Source organism: Citrobacter sp. CK185 (assembly GCF_030333565.1).
GTDB classification, from domain to species: Bacteria; Pseudomonadota; Gammaproteobacteria; order Enterobacterales; family Enterobacteriaceae; genus Citrobacter_B; species Citrobacter_B koseri.
The window spans coordinates 25119-43008 of the sequence record NZ_JAOWFR010000015.1 but is presented as its reverse complement, the minus strand read 5'-3'; the positions used below and the strand labels follow the sequence as shown (position 1 = coordinate 43008).

The 17890-nt window shown below is 55.2% G+C and carries 12 protein-coding genes; 5 read left to right on the top strand and 7 right to left on the bottom strand.

Features of this window, described 5'->3' with window-relative positions; genetic code table 11:
• Positions 1-350 precede the first annotated feature (350 nt).
• Positions 351-2000, top strand: coding sequence for an alpha,alpha-trehalase (locus OGV79_RS02465; protein WP_060816131.1), 1650 nt, complete (start codon positions 351-353; stop codon positions 1998-2000).
• A gap of 5 nt (positions 2001-2005) precedes the next feature.
• On the opposite strand, the gene OGV79_RS02460 is transcribed toward OGV79_RS02465, so the two are convergent.
• Positions 2006-3595 (bottom strand): STY4199 family HEPN domain-containing protein, encoded by a 1590-nt coding sequence (locus tag OGV79_RS02460; RefSeq protein WP_286467075.1) that lies wholly within the window; start codon positions 3593-3595, stop codon positions 2006-2008.
• A gap of 281 nt (positions 3596-3876) precedes the next feature.
• Positions 3877-4635, bottom strand: a complete 759-nt coding sequence (locus OGV79_RS02455; RefSeq protein ID WP_286467068.1) for an SDR family NAD(P)-dependent oxidoreductase — start codon at positions 4633-4635, stop codon at positions 3877-3879.
• Positions 4636-4754: 119 nt separating this feature from the next.
• On the opposite strand from OGV79_RS02455, the gene OGV79_RS02450 reads away from it, so the two are divergent.
• From OGV79_RS02450 to OGV79_RS02440, 3 genes are all read left to right on the top strand, one after another.
• A complete protein-coding gene (locus OGV79_RS02450) occupies positions 4755-5654 on the top strand; it encodes a LysR family transcriptional regulator (RefSeq protein ID WP_012135645.1) in 900 nt (299 codons plus the stop codon).
• Between the two features lie 47 nt (positions 5655-5701).
• Complete coding sequence (gene yhjD, locus OGV79_RS02445) at positions 5702-6730, top strand: inner membrane protein YhjD (protein ID WP_012135646.1); 1029 nt, start codon at positions 5702-5704, stop codon at positions 6728-6730.
• 302 nt (positions 6731-7032) lie between these two features.
• Positions 7033-8355, top strand: a complete 1323-nt coding sequence (locus tag OGV79_RS02440) for an MFS transporter (RefSeq protein WP_049011539.1) — start codon at positions 7033-7035, stop codon at positions 8353-8355.
• Between the two features lie 59 nt (positions 8356-8414).
• On the opposite strand, the gene OGV79_RS02435 is transcribed toward OGV79_RS02440, so the two are convergent.
• Together OGV79_RS02435 and pdeH are read right to left on the bottom strand one after the other, a co-directional pair.
• The gene (locus tag OGV79_RS02435; RefSeq protein ID WP_286467062.1) at positions 8415-10472 is read right to left on the bottom strand and encodes an AsmA family protein; all 2058 of its coding nucleotides are present in this window, start codon (positions 10470-10472) and stop codon (positions 8415-8417) included.
• 121 nt (positions 10473-10593) lie between these two features.
• Positions 10594-11361 (bottom strand): cyclic-guanylate-specific phosphodiesterase, encoded by a 768-nt coding sequence (pdeH, locus tag OGV79_RS02430; RefSeq protein WP_012135651.1) that lies wholly within the window; start codon positions 11359-11361, stop codon positions 10594-10596.
• 232 nt (positions 11362-11593) lie between these two features.
• Between pdeH and kdgK the strand changes: the two genes are divergently transcribed.
• Complete coding sequence (kdgK, locus tag OGV79_RS02425) at positions 11594-12523, top strand: 2-dehydro-3-deoxygluconokinase (protein ID WP_012135652.1); 930 nt, start codon at positions 11594-11596, stop codon at positions 12521-12523.
• An 85-nt stretch (positions 12524-12608) separates the two neighbouring features.
• Here kdgK and OGV79_RS02420 read toward each other — a convergent pair whose 3' ends face one another.
• The 3 genes from OGV79_RS02420 to hmsP form a co-directional block, all read right to left on the bottom strand.
• On the bottom strand, positions 12609-14102 hold the full coding sequence (locus OGV79_RS02420; RefSeq protein WP_286467055.1) for a M16 family metallopeptidase: 1494 nt from the start codon (positions 14100-14102) through the stop codon (positions 12609-12611).
• A 219-nt stretch (positions 14103-14321) separates the two neighbouring features.
• The gene (dctA, locus tag OGV79_RS02415) at positions 14322-15608 is read right to left on the bottom strand and encodes a C4-dicarboxylate transporter DctC (protein ID WP_012135654.1); all 1287 of its coding nucleotides are present in this window, start codon (positions 15606-15608) and stop codon (positions 14322-14324) included.
• 157 nt (positions 15609-15765) lie between these two features.
• On the bottom strand, positions 15766-17772 hold the full coding sequence (gene hmsP, locus OGV79_RS02410) for a biofilm formation regulator HmsP (protein ID WP_024131042.1): 2007 nt from the start codon (positions 17770-17772) through the stop codon (positions 15766-15768).
• Positions 17773-17890: the final 118 nt, after the last annotated feature.

Below are 17890 nucleotides of genomic sequence, written 5' to 3'. Positions count from 1 at the left end.
GCCATCATAGGAAATACAGGCGAAGGGTTTTTGATAAGTATCAAGCAATTACATGGGGATAAACTATCGATAAGATAGCTTTCCCCTATTATAAGCAGGGTCTTTCGGCGTCGGTATTCATAACTCGTTGCAATCGAATGTTCTGAAAGTGAAAATCTTCCTGTTACGGCTATTCCATATTTTTTATATTATTATCAGTAATCTATATTTAAAGACTCTTTTTCACGCATTAACAAAGCGTGATCTATCGCACAGTTTGCACCTCATATACCGAAGCGAATGTCTACGCTTAATAGACAGCCGGGCAACACCCGTATCATTTACGACGCAATCCGGAGGTCCTTCTCATTATGCTCAACCAGAAATTACACCCCGCCCCATCCGACGAATTAACGATCGAAATCGATCTGCTTTATGAAACGGACCCGTGCGAGTTAAAGCTGGATGAAATGATCGAGGCAGAACCGGAACCTGAGATGATTGAGGGGCTACCCGCCTCCGACGCCCTTACCCCAGCCGATCGCTATCTTGAGCTGTTCGAGCATGTGCAATCATCCCGGCTTTTTGCCGACAGTAAAACTTTCCCCGACTGCGCGCCAAAAATGGACCCGCTGGATATTCTGATCCGATACCGTAAGGTCAGACGACACCGCGACTTTGACCTGCTGCGCTTTGTTGAAAATCACTTCTGGCTACCGGAAACCCGGTCCAGTGAATATGTCTCCAACCCGGAAAACTCACTGAAAGAGCATATCGATCAGCTCTGGCCGGTGCTGACGCGTGAGCCGCAGGATCACATTCCCTGGTCCTCGCTGCTGGCGCTGCCGCAATCCTATATCGTGCCGGGCGGACGTTTTAGCGAAACCTACTACTGGGACTCCTATTTCACCATGCTGGGCCTGGCGGAAAGCGGCCGGGAAGACCTGCTGAAATGTATGGCGGACAACTTCGCGTGGATGATTGAGAATTACGGCCACATCCCCAACGGAAACCGCACATATTATTTGAGCCGCTCGCAGCCGCCGGTCTTTGCACTGATGGTCGAACTGTTCGAAGAGGATGGCGTGCGCGGGGCGCGGCGTTATCTGGATCATCTGAAAATGGAGTACGCCTTCTGGATGGACGGCGCGGAATCTCTGGTGCTCAACCAGGCCTATCGCCATGTCATCAGAATGCCGGACGGTTCCCTGCTCAACCGCTACTGGGACGATCGCGACACCCCCCGCGACGAATCGTGGCTGGAGGATGTGGAAACCGCCAAACATTCGGGTCGCCCGGCCAATGAGGTATACCGGGATCTCCGTGCCGGCGCGGCCTCCGGTTGGGATTACTCATCACGCTGGCTGCGCGATGCAAGCCGACTGGCCAGCATCCGCACAACCCAGTTCATCCCCATCGACCTGAACGCTTTCCTCTACAAACTGGAGAGCGCGATTGCCAACATTTCCGCCCTGAAAGGCGACCGTGAAACCGAAGCGGCATTTCGCCAGAAAGCCAGCGATCGCCGCGCCGCCGTAAACCGCTATCTGTGGGATGACGAGAATGGCTGCTATCGGGATTACGACTGGCGGCGCGAGCAAATGGCGCTCTTTTCCGCCGCCAGTATCGTGCCGCTGTATGTCGGCATGGCGACTCACGAGCAGGCAGACCGCCTCGCTAACGCCGTTCGCAGCCGTCTGCTGACACCTGGCGGGATCATGGCGACAGAGTATGAAACCGGCGAGCAATGGGATAAGCCTAACGGCTGGGCGCCGCTACAGTGGATGGCAATCCAGGGCTTCAAGCTGTACGGCGACGATATGCTGGGGGATGAAATTGCCCGCAACTGGTTAAAAACCGTCAATATTTTTTACCAGCAGCACCATAAACTGATCGAAAAGTACCATATTGCCTGCGGCACGCCGCGTGAAGGGGGCGGCGGGGAATATCCGTTGCAGGATGGGTTTGGCTGGACCAATGGCGTGGTTCGCCGTTTGATTGGTTTATACGGCGAACCATAGCGGCGTTACCGAATCACGTTATAAATGGCGGTCTGAATCTTTAACCATTTTTTGTTTTCCACGCTGGGCTCGGCCTGAACACGCAGCCGGGCCTGCTCCATATCATGCTGCTGGCGCATCACCACCGCCGGAACGGTACAAAAACTTTGCAGATACTTTTTATGCAGCGACGTCAGCGACGCTCCGTTCAGCATGGCGTGGCTCAGCGACGTCAGGAAGCGTCGGCAGGGTTTTACCTCATCCATCAGCGAAGGGTAGCGCAGCAGCAGTTGCAGCACATCGGCATTGCCCGCCGAAAACGCCTGTTCGGTCCAGGCCAGCTGCCAGTTCATCCCGCCCTGTAAGAACAACGCCGTAACGCGTGTATCATTACGGTCGATCGCCGAGCGCATATTAAACGGATCCCAGGTGATCCCCATGCGGCTCATGGTTTCCCGCGCGGAGGGCGCCTCAAGCCGGGCGTCATCCTGCATGACCTCGTCGCGTTGTACGGGCGCGGCAGAAGGAGGCGGCGAGCTGAACAACCAAAACGCCCCCACCAGAATCGCCAACACCATTGCGCCAACCCCGCCCCACAACGCCCCGGAAATCAGCTGCTCACGCTCTTCAGCCGTCCGCTGCTGTCGCTTGTGAGGCGGTTCAATACTCTCGCCAATTTCCTGGTTATCTCCCCCCGCCAGCGCGTCTTTTTCTCGCGCCTCCTCCCAGAATTTCTCCACCACGCCCTCATCGGACGCCATAAACGAAGCCGGATTTATGCGGGTGCGTTTTTCATTAAACGCCCGCTGTACCGAGCGGGTGATCTGGCGGAACTGACAATCCAGTAGCGACAACTGTACGGAACTGAGCGGCTGCCCGGCGATGATGCCGTTACGCGCCTGACGGCAATCCTCAAGGAACATACGCAGGGTCATACGCGGCTCAACAAACAGCGTCAGCGCAGACGCGTCTTTGAAAAATGCGGAATAGTGACGGGCGAACGACTTTTTATCGACCACCATCAATGCCAGCTCGCTGAACAGCATCGCGCTGAGCGCATCCTGTCCTTCGCTGAGTTTTAACCAGCGTCGCAGACGATCGGCGCCAAAATGCAGCTTCAGGTAGCTATTCAACTGATGACGATCTGGCCACACCTGCGAAATAAGCGCTTTCAGCGTGAGTTCAATCGCCCGCAGCTGACGCCGGGCCTGTATTTGCGCGTCCTGATTGCCTGCATCAATATCAGTCTGATAAGTGAGAAGCGGCTGCCGCTGGCGCAGTTGTTCCAGCGACGCCACAAAACGCAGGGCGGCAAGCAGTTGGTTTTCACTGACATCCTTCCCGCTGTCATATTGCGGAACATACTGCTGGAGATGTCGCAAATGCAGCATAAACTGGCTCAGTTGCGCATCGTTTATATGTAATTTTTTTGCCACCACGCTCCAGCCGCCTAAATTAAGGCGGGCTTGATCCAGTTGTTCCATAAACCAGCGCGGTTCTTTTCCTTCCGCAACATGTACGCCCAGCAGCAGCAGGATCTCCACTGACGCCTGACGGATGATGCCCAGACAGTGTTCAAAAGGCGAATGCATCGCCTGCGAAGCGTTATTCGTCATGATCGTCCCTAAAAAAGCCCCTCCATAAAGAAGGCTTTTAATATTATTTTAATTATCTGTTTTGATAGATATAACAGATTTTTTTGGCATTACAGTGACTATAACGCAAAGGTTGAGAAATTTATTTTGGGCGGCGAGAGAAATAAAGAGAAGTCGATGAACAATCATCGCGGAATATTAAAATTAACGTCAGGAATAAAACAGCGTTCCTGAAATAAGTTTATCCTTAATCTAAATTAATGTTGCGGGTGTAAACCACCCGCTTAATATTATCATCCTGATTATAAGAACATGCCGCCCGACACTTCGATACGCTGCGCGGTCATCCAGCCCAGTTCATCGCTGAGCAACGCAGCGATGGCATCACCAATATCGTCCGGCAAACCGACCCGTCCCAGGGCGGTTTGTGACGCGATATACGCATTCAGTTGTTCATTGTCCCGCACATTGCCGCCGCCAAAATCAGTTTCAATGGCTCCCGGCGCAATAATGTTCACGGTGATGCCGCGTTCGCCCAGCTCTTTTGCCTGATAACGCGTCAGCACTTCCATCGCCCCCTTCATCGCGGCATAAGCGCTGTAGCCAGGCAACGCAAAACGGGCCAGCCCCGTTGACACATTGAGGATCCTGCCGCCATTCTTCAGCAGGGGTAACAGCCCCTGAGTCAGGAAAAACGGCCCTTTAAACTGAATATTCAAAAGCTGGTCAAACTGCGCTTCAGTGAAGGTCGAATACGGCGCGTTGATGCCGATTCCGGCATTGTTCAATAAATAATCAAACGAATCACGCTGCCACTCCGCTTTCAGGGTTTCCCGCACCTTTTCAACAAACGCCGGGAATCCCGAAATATCCCCGACATTCAACTGCAATGCTGCAGCTTTCCCACCTGATTGCGTAATTTCATGCACGACCTGCTGCGCCTCTTTTTCATTGCTGTTCCACGTCAGAATGATCCCGATTCCTCTGCTCGCCAGCTTAAGCGCCGCGTTTTTACCGAGCCCTCGGCTGCCGCCGGTCACTAATGCGATACGTTGCGTCATAAGAAACCTCATTTCAGGTGTTGTGAAGATTGAGAAAGAGCTTATTAGGTGTTAGAAAAACAATAAATGTAGCGAAATGCGCTTCACTGTTTCATTCAGAACAACACCGGGACCTCGCGATGGATAAAATTCACGCAATGCAGTTGTTCATTCGCGTCGCGGAACTGGAGAGTTTTTCCCGCGCCGCCGAAACATCAGGCCTTCCTAAAGGTAGCGTATCCCGCCAGATACAGGCGCTGGAAAACCACCTCGGCACGCAGTTGCTGCACCGCACCACCCGGCGGGTTCAGCTTACTCAGGACGGAATGGTGTATTACGAACGTGCGAAAGATCTGCTGACGAACCTGGACGAGCTGGACGGTTTATTCCAGCACGACCCGGCCAGCATCAGCGGCAAGCTGCGGGTCGATATGCCGGTTGGGGTCGCCAAGAACCTGGTGATACCGCGCCTGCCCGCGTTTTTACAGCAGTATCCGGGTATTGAGCTGGAACTCAGCAGCAGCGATCGCCTGGTGGATTTGATACGGGAAGGGTTCGACTGCGTGGTGCGGGTCGGGGCGCTAAAGGATTCCGGGTTGATCGCCCGCCCGTTGGGAAAGCTGTCGGTCATTAACTGCGCCAGTCCGCAGTATCTGGCGCGTTTTGGCTACCCAGAAGGTCTGGACGATCTGGCCTCGCATGCGGTGGTTCATTATTCCGTCAATCTGGGCACGCGTCCGCAAGGCTTCGAAGTGGCAACGGCAAACGGCACGCAGTGGATTAAAACCGGCGGCATTCTGACGGTCAACAGCACCGAGACCTACCATGCCGCCTGCCTGGCAGGGCTGGGAATCATTCAGGTGCCGCGCATCGGCGTTCGCGAGGCATTGCGCGCCGGAACGCTCATCGAGATCCTGCCGCAGTATCGCGCTGACCCAATGCCGGTGTCCCTGCTCTACCCGCATCGCCGCAACCTCTCCCGCCGGGTACACCTGTTTATGGAGTGGCTGACCGGCGTAATGAAAGACTACGTGGACTGACACGCTATACTGTTCTGAGAGTTAACAAAAGAAGGACTATCGACCTGATGACGCAGGAAAAAGACGTAAAACGCCCTATTCAGGAACTCGACCATGCGCCGGTGCCCAAAGTGGAGACGCACGATCGTGACGAACCAGAAACAAACAACAAGGCCACCCAGGCGCTCAAAACGGTCTCCACGACGGCAGCGAGAATCCAGCGTCAGCCGGTGATTGCCCACCTGATCCGCGCCGCAGAGCGTTTTAACGATCGGCTGGGCAACCAGTTTGGCGCCGCTATCACCTATTTCTCGTTTCTGTCGATGATCCCTGTCCTGATGGTGTCGTTTGCCGCCGCCGGTTTTATTCTCGCGTCACATCCCACGCTGTTAGAGGACATCTTCAATAAAATCCTGATGAACGTCAGCGATCCTACGCTGGCGTCCACGCTGAAAAGCACCATCAACACCGCCGTTCAGCAGAGAACCACCGTCGGCCTGGTGGGGCTGGGCATTGCACTCTATTCCGGGATCAACTGGATGGGCAACCTGCGTGAAGCGATTCGCGCCCAGTCGCGGGACGTGTGGGAGCGCACCCCGCAGGATCAGGAAAAAATCTGGATAAAATACCTGCGCGATTTTGTCTCGCTGATTGGGCTGTTGGTTGCGCTGATTATCACGCTGTCCATTACCTCGATTGCCGGTTCTGCGCAGCAGATGATTATCTCCGCGCTGTATCTCGACAGCATTGAGTGGCTAAAACCCGCCTGGCGATTGATTGGGCTGGCCATTTCGATTTTCGCCAACTACCTGCTGTTCTTCTGGATTTTCTGGCGGCTACCGCGCCACCGACCGCGCAAGAAGGCATTGATTCGCGGTACGTTTATCGCCGCGATCGGTTTTGAGGTGATCAAAATCATCATGACCTACACGCTGCCTTCCCTGGTGAAATCCCCGTCTGGCGCCGCATTCGGTTCCGTGCTTGGCCTGATGGCGTTCTTCTACTTCTTTGCCCGCCTGACGCTGTTTTGCGCGGCCTGGATAGCCACCGCCGAATACAAAGACGACCCACGTATGCCAGGGAAAACCCACCGCTAGTTCATCATTTGATGCCGGATGGCGCGATGCTTATCCGGCCTACCGCCCGGCAGGTCGCTACGCCTTATACGGCACGCTTTGCAGCATATAAATCCAGACCGTAACTTTTATTTAACCTAAAACCAGTTTTATCCTCTAAGTTTAAAATTGTGTGAAGCATTTCATAGACGTGAAATCGCAGGTCTAAACATTATCCCCTTTTTGACCATTATTTGAGCGAAATCCCGCTTTGTTACAGATTGAAATGTCGCTTTTGCTGTGCGTAATATGGCCGTTCGTTCGCCAAAAAATAAGAAAATACTATGCAAGCAACCGCCACCACACTCGACAACGAACAGGAACACGTTCCGGTAAACTCGCGCAATAAAGTCGTCGTTGCCTCCCTCATCGGCACCGCCATTGAGTTCTTCGACTTCTACATTTACGCGACTGCCGCGGTAATCGTGTTCCCCCATATTTTCTTCCCGCAGGGCGATCCGGCAGCGGCAACGCTTCAGTCCCTCGCCACCTTCGCCATCGCCTTTGTCGCGCGTCCAATTGGCTCTGCGCTATTCGGCCACTTCGGCGACCGCGTCGGGCGTAAAGTGACGCTGGTGGCGTCATTGCTGACGATGGGGATCTCCACCGTCGTGATCGGCCTGCTACCGGGCTATGCCACCATTGGCATTTTCGCCCCGCTGCTGCTGGCGCTGGCGCGCTTTGGCCAGGGTCTGGGTCTCGGCGGAGAATGGGGCGGCGCGGCACTGCTGGCGACCGAAAACGCCCCGCCGCGCAAGCGCGCGCTGTACGGCTCTTTCCCGCAGCTTGGCGCGCCTATCGGCTTCTTCTTCGCCAACGGCACGTTCCTGCTCCTCTCCTGGCTGCTGACCGATGAGCAGTTCATGACCTGGGGCTGGCGTTTACCGTTCATTTTCTCTGCGGTGCTGGTCATTATCGGCCTGTACGTCCGCGTCTCGCTGCATGAAACACCGGTATTCGCTAAGGTCGCTGCGGCGAAAAAGCAGGTAAAAATCCCGCTGGGCACCCTGCTGACCCGGCACGTACGCGTAACGGTACTCGGGACATTCATCATGCTGGCGACCTATACGCTGTTCTACATCATGACGGTCTATTCCATGACGTACAGTACCGCAGCCGCCCCTGCGGGGCTCGGTTTACCGCGTAACGAAGTGTTGTGGATGTTGATGCTGGCGGTGATCGGCTTTGGCGTGATGGTGCCGGTTGCGGGCCTGCTGGCAGACGCTTTTGGTCGCCGTAAGAGCATGGTCATTATCACGACAATGATCATTCTGTTCGCGCTGTTTGCCTTTAAACCGTTGCTCGGTTCCGGTAATCCGGCATTGATATTCGTTTTCCTGCTGCTGGGGCTGAGTCTGATGGGGCTGACCTTCGGCCCGATGGGCGCGCTGCTGCCGGAGCTGTTCCCGACAGAAGTTCGCTACACCGGCGCGTCCTTCTCGTATAACGTGTCGTCAATTCTTGGCGCGTCCGTAGCGCCGTATATTGCCGCATGGTTGCAGGGGAACTACGGTCTGGCGGCGGTCGGCACCTATCTGGCGTCAATGGCCGCCCTGACGCTGATTGCGCTGCTGTTGACCCACGAGACGCGCCACCAGTCGTTGTGATTTGACCGCCATCACCCGTAGGCCGGATAAGGTGTTTACACCGCCATCCGGCACTATCATCATTTCTTCATCTGCGACAAAATCATCCGACACTGATTCGCATCGCCTTCTGACGGGGAAATCAACGCCAGAAGCGCGGCGGCAGGCGTGACTAACGTCGCCAGCGCCGCAGCGACCGCGCCTCGCGCGATCAGCGGCCCGGCTTTCACCCCCGCCTGCGGGTTTTTAAACGACCCGCGCACATACAGCGGCGAACGCAGCGTAATAATGCGAATCCCTTTGCTCTCTGGATCGATGGTTAAATCCAGTTGCTCAGAGGCGAAACTCGCGGTTCCGGTGACGTTAACCAACGCATTTTCCGTATCAAAAGCAAAGATTTGCGGGCGCGCAACGCCATTAACGATGTCAAGATTAGCCGCCGCGCAGTTGACTCGTACCTCATCGTCGCCAAATATCTGCCCGACAATAAAGTTGCCCACGTTCAGGCCGACAATCTCCATCAGGTTGCGGCTGATCACGCCATCGTTCATCAGCAACTTCAGGTTGCCATTACTGTTACCTAACAGCGCCGCCACTGAATTGCCGCTTCCCCGGATATCCGCGTCACCGTTCATTTCGCCCAATGTTTTCTGCATCAGTTCGACATCCGGCATCAGCGCTTTCAGTTTAAGACGACGCGCCTGGATATTCGCCCTTCCCTGCATCGGCTTTTTATCCCCTTCCAGATGAATGCTGGAGACAATGCTGCCGCCAGCCAGGCCAAACTTCAGCGGCTGCAAACGTAAATCGGCATTTTTCAGGATGATATGGGTAGAGAGATCGCTGACCGGCAGGCTGCTGCCGTGCTCAATGCGCCCGCCCTTAAAGCGCACGTCGGCATCCATCACGTCCCATTTATCGGTTTCAAAGCGGTCATAAGGCAGCACTTTGTCGGCAGGCTGAATGCTCTTTTCGCCCTTGCTTTGCTCGGCGCGTTTCGACTGTTGCGCCCCTTTCCCGGAATCCACGCCGATCAGCGGCCCCAGGTCAGCCAGGCGAAGCTGGCGCGACTCCACATCCCCTTCCAGTTTGGGGCGCGGCTTGCCGGTGGTGTAAGCAAGAGAGCCGTGAATATCGCTGTCGCCGATGCGGCCATTAAAATTGCGGTAGTCAAAAACTGAGGATGTCTCCGTATCGATTTTCGCCACCAGGCGACCGTCCGTTTCAAACGGCGGCGTGTCCGGCAGCAGTACGCCGGTCAGGTTGTACAATTCGCCCAGCGAGTCGCCGGAAAACTTAAGCTGGAGATCGACGCCGCCCATGTTCAGCGGATCGTTGACCACCCCGGCAAAGGCCACGCGAGTATTGCCCGAGCGGAAATCAGCCTGCACCGGGAAAGGCGCGCCTTCGCTGCGTAACGCCAGCATACCGCCAATTTTGCCCGTGCCGGTCAGCGGTTCCCCGTTATAACGCCCCAGCGCCTTAAGGCCGAAAACATAATCCCCCACATTGTTGTCGTTGTTGCTTTTGGCTCCCGTGACTTCGCTAAAAGGCAGCGGTTTACCCAGCGGATCAACCAGGATCTCGATATCGGCTTTGCTGACCTTATCGTCAATGGCGATGCGCCCTTGATCGAACAAAATCGTATCCAGACGGAACGACCAGGCGGACGGCTGCGCATTGGGATCGTTTTTCTCGTCAGCCGCAAGAGTGAAGGTCCAGTTATTGTTTTTCTCCGAGAGGCGGATAAGGCGGGCGTCAGGCTTCACCAGTTTGATCCACGGCAGCCAGACGGTTTTGGTCAGCAACGCCAGCGGCGCCAGCGTGGCTTCAACGCGCGGGAGATGCACCATCGTGACTTCGGGGATATCCGGCGGATTGCCGAGGATAATGTCTTCGGCATGAACGTGCGGCCAGGGCACCCAGCTTCGCCAGCCGGTTTCCTGTTTCTGACGTTCCCACACCACGCCCAGATCGCCGCGAATGGCGAATGGCCGGTTGAGTTCTGTAGAGACTTTCTGGTTGATGGTCGGTTTGAGGCGATTCCAGTCAAATGTCGCAATCAGGACGATGAGTACGACGATCAACAACAACAAAGTCCCTGATACGGCAGCGGTTATTTTGCCTGCTTTCGTCATGTTTTACTTCCTCACTTCTTTCCTTGCCAGTCCTAAAGATAGTCCAGCAGACGGAAAAGGGAGGCAGGCTGCGTCCTGGAATACCGCGTGAAAGACGCGCCATTCCGGGAAACAGCGGGTATTACAGCATCAGGATCACCTGTTCAAGGTTCTCCAGCGGAACAGGACGCGACAGAAAATACCCCTGCGCCGCGAAAGCGGGCGAACGTTGTACATCGCGCCACTCTTCCAGCGTTTCCACGCCTTCGACGATAACGCCTCGGCAATAGCGGTTCATCAGTTGCAGCAGCAGCGTAAAGAGGTTTCGCCCTTCCGGCGTCTGGCGCAGCATCACAAACAGATCCCGCGCCACTTTGATGTAGTCGTAACGCACTTCGCTCAGGGCAGAGAAATTCGCCATGCCGGTGCCGAAATCATCCAGCCAGAGCGGGCCGAATTCACACATTGAGGCGAACGAAGAGTCTTTCGGTAAACGAATATGTTCCACCAGTTCGAATCGCAGCCAGGGCAGGCGCTCAATCGTTTTCAACACCTCTGGCTGCTGACGCATCGCGATCAGCGTCGGGCCATCGACATTGACCGAGGCCAGCAGGTCATGACGCATGAAAAAATCGGCTTTCTGCTCCAGAAACTGGAGCTGTTCTTTCACCACATCCACGCGGTGTCTTACCGCCAGTTCGGCAAAATAGCGATCCGGGGCAACGCGCCGGGAAGGGTTATCCGGGTGTACCACAACCGTCAGCAGTTCCACGGCCATCAATCGCCCGTTGGTCTGGTAGATTGGCTGATAAGTGTAAGCACGTTCGCACTGCAACCAAAAGCGCCGCTCCTGCAAGCTTTCAATGCTTGCCTCAGGAATGCTTAGCTGCTGGATAACCTGCTTTATCATCTCAGATGTCCTGTTAATGAGAGTGTGACTGCCCGGACTCGTCAAAGGTTATCGGCGCTCTGGCAAAGAACTTTATGTTCAGCGTCCCGCAAAATAGAAACAGCATGACAAAAATCAACACAGAATACGCGTTGGCTCAAAAAAATAATGGAACGATGTTTTAATATAGTTGACCGCTGAATACACCACAGCGCACACTAACGCTAATTTTTTTCAGAGCAGGTTCACGACTATGTCCAAAAAGATTGCCGTGATTGGCGAATGCATGATTGAGCTGTCACAGAAAGGCGCAGACGTTCAGCGCGGTTTCGGTGGCGACACGTTGAATACATCCGTTTACATCGCCCGTCAGGTCGATTCTGCGGCCTTGTCCGTACACTACGTGACGGCGCTGGGCACTGACAGCTTCAGCCAGCAAATGCTGGATTCATGGCAAGGTGAAAATGTCGATACCTCCCTCACGCAGCGCATGGAAAACCGTCTACCGGGCCTCTATTACATCGAGACGGACAGCACTGGCGAACGCACTTTCTATTACTGGCGCAACGAGGCGGCAGCGAAATTCTGGCTGGAGAGCGAGCAGTCTGCGGCAATCTGCGAAGAGCTGGCGACCTTCGACTACCTCTACCTGAGCGGGATCAGCCTTGCCATTTTAAGCCCGTCCAGCCGCGATAAATTACTGTCGCTGCTGCGCGAATGCCGCGCCAACGGCGGGAAAGTCATTTTTGACAACAACTATCGCCCGCGCCTGTGGGCAAGCAAAGAAGAGACGCAGCAGGTATATCAGCAGATGCTGGAATGCACGGATATCGCGTTCCTGACGCTGGATGATGAAGACGCGTTGTGGGGTGAAAAGCCGGTTGCCGAGGTCATTGCCCGCACGCACGACGCAGGCGTCCAGGAAGTGGTGGTGAAACGCGGCGCAGATTCCTGCCTGGTTTCCATCAAAGGCGAAGAGGTGATTGACGTTCCGGCGGTGAAATTGCCAAAAGAGAAAGTGATCGACACCACCGCAGCGGGCGACTCCTTTAGCGCCGGGTATCTGGCAATACGTTTAACCGGCGGCGACGCTGCCGGGGCCGCACAGCGCGGGCACCTGACCGCCAGCACGGTCATTCAGCATCGCGGGGCGATTATCCCGCGCGATGCAATGCCGCAATAACCGCACTGTAGGCCGGATAAGCGTAGCGCCATCAGGCATGACATTCTCGCCGGATGGCGGCGTGACCGCCTTATCCGGCCTACTGCTACTGCGCAGCCGGGATATCCGTAACTTCCGGGTGGACATCATCGGTTTCTGCGCTTGTTGCTGCTGCTGTCACTGGCGCCATGATTTGATCCCACGTTGCCTGTAGGTCCTTCATATTCAGCTCCGGTTCGCCCTTCGGCTGAAGCAGAATCAACGCCATATCTTGCGATAGCTGCTGACGCAGGTTTTGATTCAACATCTCAACGGTCAGGTTATTCAGGAAGTTCTGCCGTAAACGCTGGTACTGTTCCGGGGCAATATCGACCACCTGATTTTGCAACGAGCGCATCCGTTGGCTGATCAAGATATCGGTATCGGTACGCGCATAAGTGGCGAACAACTTCTGCAACTCCAGATTCTTCTGCGCCACCAGCGCGTTAAACTCCTCTTCCGGCAAGCCGTTATCACGGACTTTCGCCAGTTCACGCGCCACCAGCCCCAGGTTCAGATTCAGCTTATCGCCGGGGGATTCAACGTTGATCGCGCACTGCGCACGCAGGAACAGCACCCGGCAGTCAAAGCCGAGACCAATCTCTTTGGCATTGTTCTTGCTGAGCGCCTGCTGAACATGCCAGAACAGGGCTTCACGGGCTAAATCCGCCTGCCAGTAGCGCAGCAGCGCGGCAGACTCGCGAATGGGCTGCCACGGCGTATCCCACATGATGGAGAGACGATCCTGGCGCACGGCGTCAGTCATAATGCTGACCGCTTCGGCGCGCAGAGGGGAAAGCGTCGGCACCGGCGCAGGCGTTTCACGTTTGCCTTGCAACTCGCCGAAGGTTTTGTTGATCTGCTCAGAAACCGAACGCGCATCCACGTTGCCGACGATAATCAGCGTCATCGCGTCCGGGGTGTACCATTTCTGGTAAAACGCGTTAAGTTTCTCCACATCCACAGGCTGTTTCAGCGGCTCGGCCGGATCGTGGCCTAACAGCGCAGACCCTTTCAGACGATAGCGCCACCAGCCCTCTTTGGTGTCCATAGGCCAGGTGGTAACCATATCTTCACTATTGACTGCATGCGCAACCGTCTCTGGCGTGATGGACAGTTTGCCGGAGGTATGCGCCAGATAAGAGAGCGCCTCTTTTAGCAGATCGTTACGGGTGTTGGGCAAGCTGAGGTTATATAACGTGGAATCATAAGAAACGATAACGGGCGGCATAGGGCGTTTGGGGTCAAAGCCCTGCTGCCAGAGTGAACGTGCTTGCGCGGCGTCAAGGCCGCCGCTTTGCGTCAGCGCGATACGGGGAATGGCGTGGCTGAAACCGCTCTGTTGCGTACTTTCGGTGAGCGAACCGGTATTGACCAGCAGACGAACCTCAATACGATCGCTTGGGCGCTGCGGGGTAGCTAATACTTGCCACTGTAATCCATTTGCCAGCGTCCCCTGTTGCCATGCCGGGTCAGGCTGGAGCGCATCTGCCTGCACATAGCCGACAGTAGCCATCATCAGCAGACTGCCCGCTAAGAGTCGAATTTTTGTGCCCTGCATGTAAACCCCTGATCAACAATCCTGGTAATAAAAAGACAGCCTGGAAGGCTTATCTGAATATGACGTTAAAAACACTTCGTGTTAGACCGCGCGAACATAAAAATGTCACGCCAGAAGTGAAAAAATCCCGAAGCCACATGTTGAGTGATTCGGGTGCAGGGGTCAATTATGCGCAAACACCCGCAGTCCTGGAAGGGACTGCGGGCATAAGAGGTGAGATTAAGAGGATAATTCGTGCGTTTTGCCATCAGGCGCACGATTATTCAGCACATCATCCAGCTTTTTGTGGTCCAGTTCTTTCACCCACTTCGCCACAACGACCGTTGCCACGCCGTTACCGACCAGGTTGGTCAGCGCGCGGGCTTCAGACATAAAGCGGTCGATACCGAGGATCAGCGCCAGACCCGCAACCGGTAAGTGGCCCACCGCGGAGATCGTCGCAGCCAGCACGATAAATCCGCTCCCCGTTACCCCGGCCGCCCCTTTCGAGGAGAGCAGCAGCACCACCAGCAGGGTTACCTGATGGAAGATATCCATATGACTGTTGGTCGCCTGAGCGATAAACACCGCCGCCATCGTCAGATAGATCGAGGTTCCGTCCAGGTTAAACGAGTAGCCTGTGGGAATAACCAGCCCCACGACCGACTTACGGCAGCCCAGCTTTTCCATCTTATCCAGCATACGCGGCAGCACGGATTCGGAGGAGGACGTCCCCAGCACAATCAGCAGTTCTTCACGGATGTAGCGGATAAATTTAAAAATGCTGAAGCCAGCTGCGCGGGCAATCGAGCCAAGCACCACCACCACGAACAGAATACAGGTGATGTAGAAGCAGACAATCAGCTGCCCCAACTGCACCAGCGTACCCACGCCGTATTTACCGATAGTAAAGGCCATTGCACCGAAAGCACCGATAGGCGCCAGGCGCATGATCATGTTGATGATGCCGAAAATGACCTGCGAGAAGCTTTCAATCACGTTGAAAATCAGCTGGCCTTTGCTGCCCAGACGATGCAGCGCAAAGCCGAACATCACCGCAAACAGCAGAACCTGTAGGATATTACCGCTGGCGAACGCGCCGATGACGCTGCCCGGGATGATATCCATCAGGAAGCCCACGATTCCCTGGTCTTTTGCTTGTTCGGCGTAGATCGCCACCGCTTTAGCATCCAGCGTCGCCGGATCGACGTTCATCCCGGAGCCAGGCTGAACGACGTTGACGATAATGAGACCAATGATCAGCGCAATCGTACTGACAATCTCAAAGTAAAGCAGCGCAACCGCACCGGTGCGGCCCACCGCTTTCATGCTTTCCATACCTGCAATGCCGGTAACGACAGTACAGAAAATAACCGGTGCGATGACCATCTTAATCAGCTTAACGAACGCGTCGCCAAGCGGTTTCATTTGTGCGCCTAATTCAGGGTAGTAATGGCCAAGGAGGATACCAATGGCAATTGCTGTCAGGACCTGAAAGTAAAGGCTTTTGAACAGAGAGGTTTTCATAGGGTGTCCTTGAAGTAAAAACCACAGGTCTTGTAAGGTTATGGTTAACCTGCGGCCTTAAAATAACACCCACACAACATGACAGAAATGCACCTGGATCATAATTGAAACAAAAATGTTAAAAACTTTGAGCTGGCTCGCACAAGTCTGACCTTTTTTAAGTTTTGTAATCAGGCTGCGCGTTCTTCAGGTAACGTTCTTCAAACACATCCGGCGGAACCGCGCGGGCAAACAAGAAACCTTGCGCCACGTCCACCCCTGCCTGCGCCAGCCAGTCGCGCTGCGCTTCGGTCTCCACGCCTTCCGCGATCATTTTCAGGTTAAGGCTGCGCGCCATCAGGATAATCGCCGTAACCATGCTGTCATCCTCCGGCAATCCCTCAACAAACATTTTGTCGATTTTTAGTATATCGACCGGCAGCGATTTCATGTGCTGAAGCTGACGCAACCCTGCGTATCCCATACCAAAGTCATCCAGCGCGATGCGTACGCCCGCGCTGCGCAGCGGGCGCAGGATGGCGACGGCGGCATGCGGGTCGTCGATGCGTCGGCTTTCCGTTACTTCCAGAATCAATGTATCCGGCTGAATACGATAGCGGCTTAGCAGCTCCAGCAGATCCGACACCATATTCGGGTGCATGAGCTGCAATGCGGAAAGATTCACCGAGAGCGGCATCATCACGCCGCGCTCCTGCCAGGCGGAAAGCTGGCGACAGGACTCTTCCAGCACCCAGTACCCGACCGTCACCATCAGACCGCAGGATTCGATACGGTCAATTAACCCTTCCGGGAGTTCCCAACTGCCATCCGGCTGCTGCACGCGTAATAATGCTTCTGCGCTCAGGACCTTACCGCTGGACATCTCCACCTGCGGTTGCAGCCAGATGGCGAACTGGTGGTTATCCAGCGCGTTGAGAATATCGCTCTCTTCCGTCAATCTCTGCTGCGCGGCTTCCATCTGCGCCGGGTCAAAGAACTGAATCTGATTTTTACCTTTGCGGCGGGCGGTAAAGGCGGCGGAGACGGCGCGACCATAAAGCGCCTCAGCCGTCAGGTCGCCGTAAAACATCGCCACTCCGATGCTGCAACTGGGGCGCAGCTGGATGCTTTCGATCGGCAGCCGTTCATTAATGACAGTGAGCACTTGCTGACCTAACGTAATCGCGTGCCACGGTTCTTTTACGCCGTGCGCGATGATGGCGAAATCAAAGCCGCTTACCTGCGTCAGCACCATTCGCGGCGCCAGCACCGATTTCAGTTTTTCCACCAGCGTAAGCAACAGGATTTCCCGCTGCGTCTCTTTGAGCACGCCTGCGGTATCGCGCAGCGTTTCACAGGTGACAATCATTAACGCCGTCGTCTGCTGACGCGTCACAACCTGTTCCAGAAGCCCCATCAGAAAAGCCTTGTTGGGGAGCTCGGAAACCGGAAAGCGCATCGCATGATCGTTTTGCTCAATGCTGTGACGCTGGGCAATCTGCTGATTCAGGTTGTAGCTACGCACCAGCATACCGATCTCATCGTCATGATGCAGACGCGGCAGCGCCAGCTGATGGCCTGTCAGCTCCTGCGGCGGGATATCGTTAAGCTCCCGGGCGATTTTGCGTAGAGGATGCACAATCAGGCGGTTCATACACCAGGTTATCGCCACCGTCAGCATCAGCGATAAAAGTAAGTAAATGGTCACTAACGTCGAGAGTGTGCTCATCACGAACTTATACATGCGGAACGAGTCCGCCTGGAGCACCAGATACGCCAGCGGCTGTGGGTTGGCTGGCCGCTCAAGGGAATAGACCGGCAGCGAGATCTGCACCGGCAGTTCAAACAGACGCGTCACCGTCACCGGGACGGAGCGCTCAGGAATAAAACTCATTCGTAGCGCCTGGAATTGGTTCGGCAGCACCACGTCGGCGCGGCTGACCACGCCCGCAGGCTGAATGCGCGCCAGGATGGTTTCCGCTTCAGGGATATCCGCTTTCAGGATTGCGGCGGACAGCGGTTCGCGGACAGAACGGGCGATACTTTCCAGTTGCGTAGCCGTGTTATAGCGGTTCTGCTGTACTAAATGAAACAGCAAAACGGTGCAAAAAATAAATACAAACACCAGGACAACGGCCGCAACCATTGCCATCTGCTTAATTGTTAACGAGCGGCTGACGCGCAAATTGACTCTCCATGACTATCCCCAGGCTGCCGCCAGAGTATACCCGATCGCGCAGACATAAAGAGAGGCCGTATCTGAAAAGGACTTTTCCGAATCATCAGTGCCGGATGGCGGCGTG